This is a genomic window from Aporhodopirellula sallentina SM41 (assembly GCF_000346505.1).
Lineage (GTDB): Bacteria > Planctomycetota > Planctomycetia > Pirellulales > Pirellulaceae > Rhodopirellula > Rhodopirellula sallentina.
In genome coordinates this window covers 1-6,903 of sequence record NZ_ANOH01000362.1, presented here as the reverse complement: position 1 = coordinate 6,903, position 6,903 = coordinate 1, and the positions used below count along the sequence as shown (strand labels likewise).

Below are 6,903 nucleotides of genomic sequence, written 5' to 3'. Positions count from 1 at the left end.
CGCTGTCGCTTGGTCCGGCCTACCAATTCGCCCGCAACAACGTCACGCCAGAATCAGCCGACGCGAGTTAGCATCGGTTATCGCGCAACAACCGCGACCAACATCAATCATCAAATAGATTTCTCGAGTAGGCCGGATGAAGGAGGCTCTGCGACGCGTATCCGGCAGGCGAAAACTTGCCGGAACGGCGCTGTGCTTGGTCCGGCCTACGAAATTTCAACCAATATGCGTTCATACCGGTCGTGGGGTACCGATCGGCTGGATCGCGAATTCGATTCAACAAAGGCATGCCACGTAATGGCGACGATGGAAGATTTTGAAAAACTGGAAATTCGCGTTGGCCGTGTTGTCGACGTGACGCCGTTTCCGGATGGGAAATACTCCACACACATACTCCGAATCGACTTCGGCGATGATCTCGGCGTGAAAAAATCGCTCGCGAGGTTGATCCCCAACTACGAAGGCGACGAACTCGCGGGAAAACAAGTGATGTGTGTCACCAATTTTCCTCCGCGGCAAATCGGCAAGCATCAATCCGAAGTCCTCACGCTCGGGGTGCCCGATCAAAACGGCAACGTGGTCTTGCTGCAGCCCGAACGTCCCGTACCGAACGGCGGCCGACTCTATTGATCGCAGTCTTTATTGAGAACCGGGTTGATTGAGGATCGGGTTGATTGAGGACCGGGTTGAATGCTAGCAGCGGACGCCGTATCGACCACGCCGGCGAGACTCAGTACCGCCAACCTCTCGCTCGCATCCGCATCATGATTTCCAAACGCAGTTGACCTTGCGCGGTCCGCAGAGCGGTTTGATAGTTTGCCCGTGCCATTCGCAGGTTGCCATCCTCCTCGGCACGCTGACCTCGCTCGAAAACGTAGCGAGCTTTCTTTTGAGTGGCATCCTGTTGGGCGACCTTGCGTTGCTGCAACTCGGCGACCTGCGAACGTTGATACTCACCGAACACCGCGGTTGGTGATGGCGGAAGCGGGGGCAGGCTCGAGGAGAAATTCTGCCCGCCAACGACCGGGACGACTCCCGTCACAAACGGCCGAACGACTTGGCTGGAGATCGCCCCTGGCATGCCGTTCATGGTGGTCACTGAAGCGGACGAGGAGACGTTGCTGCGACTGCTGCCTTGGGAGAAATTCAGCCCAACGCCGCCGCTGATTCCGCCGCCGGAGATCCCCACACCAGTCCGCAGTCCCGAATTCGCATCAGGGTTGCCAAACGGCACCGTCGCTTGCCCGCCGAAATTGGCAAAGAAACCGGGGCCGTTGACGTTCCACTGCACGCCGTTGTTTTCAAAGAAGGACGATCCGATGTTTTGATTCGGAACGGTTTGTTGGATCAACTGACCGAACGCTTCCGTGCAGATATTCACACACCCCCATGCCACGATCAAAACCATCCATCGCACGATTGAAGAACGCCGCGTGGCCGCGATAGCCGGATTTCTGTACGAATCGCCGCAGGAGCGGCGTGTTTGTGAAAGCATGGGTTTCGTCGCGAAGAAAAGGCGGCCGATGTGAAAACACAACTGTATCGTTGCAGGTCGAGCCCCGCTGGGCAAGCGATTTCGAGGTCAGCGTTCGCGAATGAACATGTCGGTTCTGCGGTTCAATTTGTTGCACGCGGTTGGCGATGCGGATAGGCTTCGAGCCTAATCTTCTCATCGAGATCCGCGCGAAAATTAACGGTGTGATCGGTGCTGTGATTCGCGTCGAGAACGGATCGACATCGAGACCAAACTTCTGCACAGACGGAGAAAGTCGCTGCTCCCGGCAGTTTTCACCGGCTCGCATGAAACCAGCAATAGCTTTAAGACCAGCGATAGCTATCAACCCAGGAACAGTGACGTGAGCGAGCCTGCTGTCTTTGTCGTGATACGCGACCACGAAAAGCGTTTCTACTACGACCGATGGGCCCACGTTTTTCTGTACCGAAATCTCGTTTGGGGCCCCGACGCGTTGGACTCGTGGTTGGCCGGAGAACAACCGCATGACGACGACGGGGACTGGTTCGCGGAATCCTGCGGCGGCGTGGTGGTCGACCACGATCGACGCAAAATCACCTGGGACGGCGATGACGAGGCGTTGAGCGTTCCCCGCGTGAGCAACGTTTTGAACACGCTGCTAGAAACGGCTTGGCAAGGATACGACGTCGAGTACGCGGTGCACGGATTGCAATCGCTCGCAAACGCGGCGGGTGTCGAGCTGGAAGATGAAGATGTCGAAGACGACGATTTCGAAGATCAGGATGCCGACGAAGACAAGCTCGACGAGGAGTTTAGCGACGAGGAGTTCGCCGACGCGCCGCCTCAACGTTCTCAAACGCGGCTGATCGAATCCAAAGAAGAGCGACTCGGCGACAGACCCGAGACGGTTCGCGATGCCGCGGGTATCTACGACGAAGACGAACTCGATGAAGACGAAGAGGAGGATGAACCCGGCGAATTTGAGGATGATTCACCACGAGCATGGATCACGCTGATCAACGAACAAGGCGTCGTTCGGCATCGCCACCTCGAAGAGCTCTCTCGCGATTTGTTCCTGTGCGACAAGAACGCCTTCCGCCAACTGCTCGCACTAAAGCCGAATGACGTGCCCCCGGAGTCCGTGGTGACCGAGGGCATTTGGTTCGACTTCAAACGTCGAGAGATCGGGTATTGGGGCAACCATCAGGCGCGGCGTGATCTGGCCGTATTACAACGAAGTTGGCAACAGTGGCACGTCCAATGGGCAGAAAATGGGTACACCGATCACTGTGCGGTTAGCGGACCGATTGGCATCCCGATGACCGACGAGGAAGCGTTGGCGACGCTGACGCCGAGAATCCTGTCGACCAAACGCATCGATTTGGGCAACATCATCGGTGCGTTGGGTGGCCAACTGAAAAAGACGGTCGTGAAAGGGGTCGGCTGTTTGACGGTACTGATCTGTTTGCCGGTGCTGCTGTTTGGTTTGATCGCCGGAAAGATGCAAGCGGCGTTGATCACGATCGGAGTCGTCGTGGTCGGCGTGGCGATCGTGTTCAAGCTGGTCGAACGAAAGTTCAAACGGAAGTTCAACGACAGTTCGATCGGCATGTTCGCCCGTGACCAGGACGCCGCGGAGACTCGCGCACCGGTTGCCGGACCTCTCGATCCGGCCGAGCGTCGTGCGCGACTCGATCAACTGTTGCTCGCCGCGGGATTGCCTCCGCTGCAGGACATCGAGAAGCACGTCGATGAGGACGATGAACTGAAAGAGCTGTTGTAACGATGACCTCCCGCGAGCGTTACTACGGCGAATCGATCGACGCGATGCCTTTCGGGTTGATGGTCAACGCGATTGGACAGGTCGTTCCGCTACCGATCTCCTTCGCAGTAACGTTTTGGTTTCGATTGCGTCGGTGGTTGGGCGTTCGGATTTTGCCGTCACATGGGATAGGCGGCATCGGCAGCGAAACGGTGCTCGACCGAAACTTGATGCCTCCCCGAGCGATGTCACGGTGGGCGGATTGGCTCGAACAATTGACCGATCTCGGATTCACGTCGCTACGATACTCCGTCGAAAACAACATCGGCGCCAAAGAGTCTGCGTCCATCGTCCTGATCAGCTCAGATTCCACGATCCTTGCATACCTGGATTGGTTTCAAATTCCTGGGGCAGGTGGAGTCGAAGAACGCCGAGTCGCTGAATTCAACTCACTACTGGAATCCAAACGCTACCCTTCCGATTCCACCGTCGCGGTGACGGAGGTGATGACCGCGATGGCACACAAGAACGACCTCGCCCTGCAAGACGCATTCAAATGCGACCACATCGACACAGTCTTTCTCGATGAGAAACAAGGACTGCCAAAAGCATTGCAGGCACACCAACGACGCATTCAACAGAATCACTACCCGCCGCGTTGTCTGGGCCAAGACGAAGCCCTGCAGGCGTACGATGAAATGAACCAACGACGATTCGATCTCATGCTCGAGAGAGGATACCTCCGCGAGTTGACTCCGCGAGAGATCGATCGCATCAGCCGAAAAAAATTGCAATAAGGGGCCAACCAAACGCCGTGTGTCGGCGACACGCCGCAGGATTGGATTTCCGTGAAAGATCCAGGATCGGAGGCATCAATCGGGTGTGTCGAGATACGGGTCCTGGCCGATTTCACGCTGCATTTTCTTGCGTTCCTTCTCGTGATGCATCAACACCATGCGGTCCCGGAAGTGTTTGCGTTCGACTTTGCGTTGAGCACGGGTGAACAGGTTCGCCATTCGGTCGGCGCTGCCCGTGTTGGCCGCACCGCGTGCTTTGAGTTTTTGCGACTTTGGCACACCGAGTCCGCCTTTGAGAATGTCATCATCGAGCGACAGGTACTGGCGATACGATCCACGGTCACCCTGCCGTCCGCAACGCCCGATCAACTGGCGGTCGATGCGAGCGGCGTCGTGAAGTTCGGTGCAGATCACGTGCATCCCGCCGATGCTTTCGACCTCGTCGGCTAACTTAATGTCCGTTCCCCGACCTGCCATGTTCGTCGCCACCGTGACGCGCCCCAGACCTCCAGCGGCGGACACGATTTCGGCTTCCCGTTCGACATTGTTCGCGTTCAGAACTTCGTGTGCGATCCCCATTTCGGTGAGCAAATTCGACAGCAACACGCTTTTGTCGATCGAACGCGTCCCGATCAAGACCGGGCGTCCGGTCGCGTGCACGTCCCGGACTTCCTCAGCGATCGCTTGAAACTTGGACTCGAGCGTCCCGAACACCTTCGGAGGCAACTCGATTCGCTGTGGCGGACGGTTGGTCGGAACTCGGACGACTGGCGTGCGATAGATCCGTCGCATTTCGCTGGCGCTGGTCGCAGCGGTACCGGTCATTCCGGCTAGGTGCGGGTATCGCAAAAACAAATCCTGCACCGTGATCCGCGCCGCCTGCCCCGTCGGCACGCTGATGTCCAATCCTTCTTTCGACTCGATCGCTTGGTGGATGCCGTCCCGCCACTTGCGCCCTTCGGCCAGACGCCCGGTGAACTCATCGACGATGACGATCTCGTCAACATTGGGATCCTTCTCGCTCGGACGGATCACGTATTGGCGGTTGAGCAGGAATTCGCGATGCACCTTGATCGCTCGCTCGATGTACTCGTACAGATCAACCAAGCCCATCGTTCGCACGAGATCGTTTTTGGGCAACGCTCGCACGCGTCCGCGTCCTCGTGCGGTCAATTCGTATTGTTTCGTTTCGTTATCGATCTCGAAATGCTCGTCTAATTCAAAACTCGGCGCGTGTTCGGACGCCCAGCGATAAGACTCGACGATCTGATCACGGACGGTGTCCTCGAGACTGCCGATGATCAACGGCGTACGTGCTTCGTCGATCAAGATACTGTCGGCTTCGTCAACGAGGCAGAAGTGCATGCCGCGCATCACGACTTGGTCACCCGAATCGGAAAACCCGCCGTCGCCGCCGCCGAGCATCTCAGTTTGCATTCGGTTCTGAGCACGCAGCAACAACCGATCACGAAGGAAGTCGAACCCGAACTCTTTCGCCGTGCCGTAGGTAACCGCACACGAGTAACTCTTACGACGAGCCCCCTGATCGTTTTCGGTTTGAATGATCCCGACGCTGACGCCTAGCATCTCGAAGAGCGGCGTCATCCACTCCGCGTCACGACGGGCGAGGTAATCGTTCACCGTTGCGAGGTGGGCTCCTTTGCCGACGAGCGAATGCAAGTACAACGGCAACGTCGCGGTCAACGTTTTCCCTTCCCCGGTCTGCATCTCGGCGATGTGCCCTTCGAACAGAGCGATGCCGCCGACGATCTGCACGTCGTAGTGTCGCATCGACAAAGCACGCCGGCCCGCCTCGCGGCACAACGCATAGCCTTCGGGCAGCAACGCGCTGAGTTTCTCGCCTGCCATTGCGCGGTACCGCAGCGCGAGGCTGCGTTTGCGAATCGACGCATCATCTTCGGCTTGCAGCATCGGTTCGAACTCATTCACTCGGGCGAGTTGCCGTCGCCAACGAACCATGCGGGGACGCAGGTTCCGCAGTTTGAACATCGAATTGCCCGACGCGCTGGGATCACCCGAGCGGCGTTTGTTGGCAACATCGGGTGCAGTCGCCGGGGCAGGAACGCCAGGCAACGCATTGGGATCCGTCATGGACGTTTCGGTCGCCTCGTTGATGCCGTCCCCTGCGACGTTTTCCGCGTCCCCGCCACCGCCCGATGGTGGGGCGGCGTCATCAGAGGAGTTGGAGCGAGAGATTGTCGAATCGGACATCGTTTCAACGTCGTTTGGGATCGCAGTAGGAAACGGAAAAGGCACAGAGACGGGTTGCGATTCAAACCGCCGGCAAACCGGTATCCCGACGGCGGGACGAAAACGGGGAAACCAGCCAGCCCCGCGATAGGGAATTTAGTGGCTTTGCACCTAAATCATACCCTTCCGGCGTTCGGTTTTACGTTCAAAAGGGCCGCTCGGACGAGATCATGCGGCCGGGAAACGGGATTTTAGACCGATTCCTGGCAACTTAGAGAAGATGTCCGGCCAATCCGTTTCAATTCAGGCAATTTGCGTCATCTGTTCCTAGTGATCCGTTCGATCTGAATACTCCAGATGAAATGGTCGATTCCATTATGCAGATCAATCCCGTGTTCCCGGACTACACGAGAATCCTAATGAAGAACAATATGAAAACCAAATGGAAGATGCTGGCGTTGACGGCTTTGCTGTCAGCAGGAACGACCGCCGCTAATGCGGCCGACAACGGTTACGAGAGCGAGCTCGGCGAAGACGCATACTACGCCGACAGCTCCGACTACGTTGCCGACCTGTACAACGAGGACTCTCCGCAGTCCAGCGTTGGCGATCAACAATACGAAGCCAACTACGAGGAGTCTGCTGAGGAAGCTCAGCAT

Annotated in this window: 6 protein-coding genes and 1 pseudogene; 4 read left to right on the top strand and 3 right to left on the bottom strand. The window is 57.4% G+C overall.

Going from position 1 to position 6,903, the window contains the following annotated elements:
• Positions 1-297 precede the first annotated feature (297 nt).
• The gene (locus RSSM_RS23745) at positions 298-630 is read left to right on the top strand and encodes a tRNA-binding protein (protein ID WP_008685490.1); all 333 of its coding nucleotides are present in this window, start codon (positions 298-300) and stop codon (positions 628-630) included.
• 100 nt (positions 631-730) lie between these two features.
• On the opposite strand, the gene RSSM_RS23740 is transcribed toward RSSM_RS23745, so the two are convergent.
• Together RSSM_RS23740 and RSSM_RS33355 are read right to left on the bottom strand one after the other, a co-directional pair.
• Positions 731-1,351, bottom strand: a complete 621-nt coding sequence (locus RSSM_RS23740; RefSeq protein WP_201767225.1) for a hypothetical protein — start codon at positions 1,349-1,351, stop codon at positions 731-733.
• On the bottom strand, positions 1,302-1,841 hold the full coding sequence (locus RSSM_RS33355) for a hypothetical protein (RefSeq protein ID WP_144060073.1): 540 nt from the start codon (positions 1,839-1,841) through the stop codon (positions 1,302-1,304). Before RSSM_RS33355 ends, RSSM_RS23740 begins: the two co-directional genes overlap by 50 nt.
• A 15-nt stretch (positions 1,842-1,856) precedes the next feature.
• Between RSSM_RS33355 and RSSM_RS23735 the strand changes: the two genes are divergently transcribed.
• Both RSSM_RS23735 and RSSM_RS23730 read left to right on the top strand, forming a co-directional pair.
• On the top strand, positions 1,857-3,257 hold the full coding sequence (locus RSSM_RS23735) for a hypothetical protein (protein ID WP_008685486.1): 1,401 nt from the start codon (positions 1,857-1,859) through the stop codon (positions 3,255-3,257).
• Positions 3,258-3,259: 2 nt separating this feature from the next.
• Positions 3,260-4,033 (top strand): hypothetical protein, encoded by a 774-nt coding sequence (locus RSSM_RS23730; protein WP_008685483.1) that lies wholly within the window; start codon positions 3,260-3,262, stop codon positions 4,031-4,033.
• A 75-nt stretch (positions 4,034-4,108) separates the two neighbouring features.
• Here the strand turns inward: RSSM_RS23730 and RSSM_RS23725 are convergent, their stop codons facing one another.
• Positions 4,109-6,265 carry a preprotein translocase subunit SecA gene (locus RSSM_RS23725; protein WP_044303476.1) on the bottom strand — a complete coding sequence of 719 codons (2,157 nt, stop codon included), beginning with the start codon at positions 6,263-6,265 and terminating at the stop codon, positions 4,109-4,111.
• Between the two features lie 356 nt (positions 6,266-6,621).
• Between RSSM_RS23725 and RSSM_RS23720 the strand changes: the two are divergent.
• Positions 6,622-6,903: pseudogene (locus RSSM_RS23720) on the top strand (BBP7 family outer membrane beta-barrel protein); the annotation flags it as partial.